1 pseudogene is annotated in these 2,823 nt (G+C 39.1%); it reads right to left on the bottom strand.

From position 1 onward, the window contains the following. Positions 1-2,602, bottom strand: a pseudogene (locus ACFIQE_RS09420) (DEAD/DEAH box helicase family protein); the annotation flags it as partial. Positions 2,603-2,823 lie beyond the last annotated feature (221 nt).

Below are 2,823 nucleotides of genomic sequence, written 5' to 3'. Positions count from 1 at the left end.
TAAAGCGTAATAATAAGATTTTGCCTTGCTTGTGGTGAGGTAATCCCAGAAGCACGAAGCCTTACACTGTTATAAAATTCTTGTAATTCCTTGGACTCTTCCTCGATATTGGTTTTATCAAGTTCTGTTAAGATTTTTTCCATTGCTTGCGAAATGGCATTGTTTTGTACAAATTCATTGCCTTCAAACAAAGCTTCAAATACAGGACGCGTCACAAGATGTTGCGCAAGCATTTCAATCGCTTCTTCTTGTTTGATTTCACTGTTTAAATTGGTTTGTAATTCTTTATGAAATATATCAAAAGCATGAAAGGCTTCACTGGTTTCATCAGCAAGCAAGTTTTGGAGATGCGTGATATGGTTTTGAGCAATCTCAGCCACATTGCCCGCCCAATTTTCCCAATAATCCGCAATAGCAAATTTCTTCGCAATAAGGGTTTTCAGAGCATTGGGAAACTCTTTATAAAAAGGTAATCTTCCTGTTACACTATGAATAGTTTGTGGTTCATGAGCGGCTTTTCCAATCTCAAGTCCCATATGTTCTGATTTTTCATGGATATGAAGTTTATCCTCAACCGCGGTCATGCTCTTTAAGGCGACAATCTCCAAAACATCACTAACGTCTTGCCCTAAAATCATCTGGTTAAGGGTGATTTCAAAATTCTCATCATGAGCAAGCAAAGCATTGATGACTTGCCAGACAACACTGTATCTTTTGTTGTATTTTAAAGCCTGTTCAGCAGAAACCCCAGCAGGGATACCAACGGGTAAAATGATGTAGCCTCTTTTCTTGCCCTTTGTACGGCGCATGATACGCCCCACCGCCTGTATGACATCCACATAACTTTTACGCGGGTGTAAAAACATAATGGCATCAAGAGCGGGTACATCCACCCCTTCAGACAGACATCTTACATTGGTGAGCACACGGCAAGTATTTTCCCCCACATCTTCCTTAAGCCAATCAAGGGTTTTATTGCGTGATTTGGCACTTTGTGTTCCGTCAATATGATCAAAGGTACAGTGAAGAGGCGGGGTATCTTTATAGAGTTGATGAAGATTAAATAATTCTTCTTGTATTTCTTCAGAATTGAAGGTTTTACGAATGCGTTTAGAAGTCTTGATATCTTTACAAAATGCTAAAGCCCGCCGCATGGGATTGGGGTCATCACTTAGATCAACTTTGAGATCTATTTTAGCAAGGGTTTGATAACAACCTATGATCTTGGTTTTATCATCAAGAATAAGTTCATAATTTTCATCGGTCATCAGATGTTGAATGGATTGACTTACTTCCTCTTCATTAACACCCAAAACAATAATCTTATAAGGTGCTAAAAGTTCATTCTGAACGGCTTTTGAGAAAGTATAGGTATAAAGCTCTTTTCCATAGAGCTCTTCATCATCCATAGATGCTAGAACGGCATTGATTTCATTGGCTTTCTTTTTGGCATCATCGGTAAAGATCTTGGGCGTTGCTGTCATATAGAGGCGTTTTTTGCCTTGAATGATGCTGTTATCGTGAACCTTGATAAAATCAGATTCATTGTCGTCAGTTCCCAATGAAGCCCCGTGGTACGGTGTGCTTCATCGCAAATGATGAGATCAAATTCGGGTAAATCATACTTTTTTTGTGCATCGGAAATCACTTGGATTGAATGATAAGTGGAAAAGACCACGGTCATCAGATCATGTGAAACCTTACCCGCTTTGCTAGCCAGTTCTTTTGCATCCGTGGTAGCAGGCAAGGCAAGATCAGAGCTATCAAATTCAAGAGCATCATTTTTATTATTCTTACGACGCTTACCCACTTGTGTATCGGAACACACGGCAAAGGAACGCAAAGGCACTTCTGTATCTTCTGTCCATTCACGAATTGTTTGAGAGATAAGAGCAAGGGAGGGCACTAGAAACAATACGCGCTTGCCTTGACCTGCTATGGTTTCTGCTATCTTCAAACTGGTGAAAGTCTTGCCCGTACCACATGCCATAATCAGCTTGCCACGGTCTGCTTCTTGTAACCCTTCACAGACTTTCTCAAGGGCTTCTTTTTGATGATCTAAAAGCTTTTTTTGGGGTTGCTCTTTAAGAACGGCTTGTCCTTGTTCTTTATACGCCCCCCAATCAATTTGACTGTTCTCTAAATCAAAAAGGTTTATGCGTTGAATACGAACCTCTTGTCCTTCACAAGTCAGTTCAACATTATCACTCCAATCTGTTTCGGTGCTATCAATCAGAATACGACGGGTGAATATTTTCTTGCCAGACGCTGCTATAAAACTATCAATATCTTCTTTTTTAATTATGTGAGAGGCGTCATAGCATTTACATTGAATAGCCGCATAGCCACCTTCATCACGGATTGTAGCGATCAAATCAATACCAATATCCGTTCCATCTTCATCATGCTCCTTAGCCCATTCCAAATAAGTTTGAACCTTTTCGTATTCTTGCTTTTGAAGCGGGTCGTTTGTCAAATAAGCCATGACAAGGTTTTCAAACAGAGTTCCTAATTCACGGGGTGATTTAGCTCGTTGACGATAATATTCTAAGAGAGAGCGTAAAGTGACATGTTCATTATCATACTTATTAAAATGATGCATATTACAACAGGGGTCCGTTTTCATATGAGAGGGTTAATTCTTATCAAAAGAATCAAAACGAAGCTTATTAAATCCATTTTGAATGAATAGTGTGAAAACTGGAAAAAATGCTAAAAAAGCCGATAATTTTTTCAAAAAGTTTTTTAAATGCTGTTTATCCACAGCCCATGACATGGAATAAGATCAACAAAGTAGTGAAGTTTGCTATTCATTTCATGGGT

The organism is Bartonella sp. AA1HLJMS (assembly GCF_042197445.1).
GTDB lineage: Bacteria > Pseudomonadota > Alphaproteobacteria > Rhizobiales > Rhizobiaceae > Bartonella.
The sequence above is the reverse complement of the archived record's forward strand: the minus strand, read 5'-3'. Positions and strand labels throughout refer to the sequence as shown.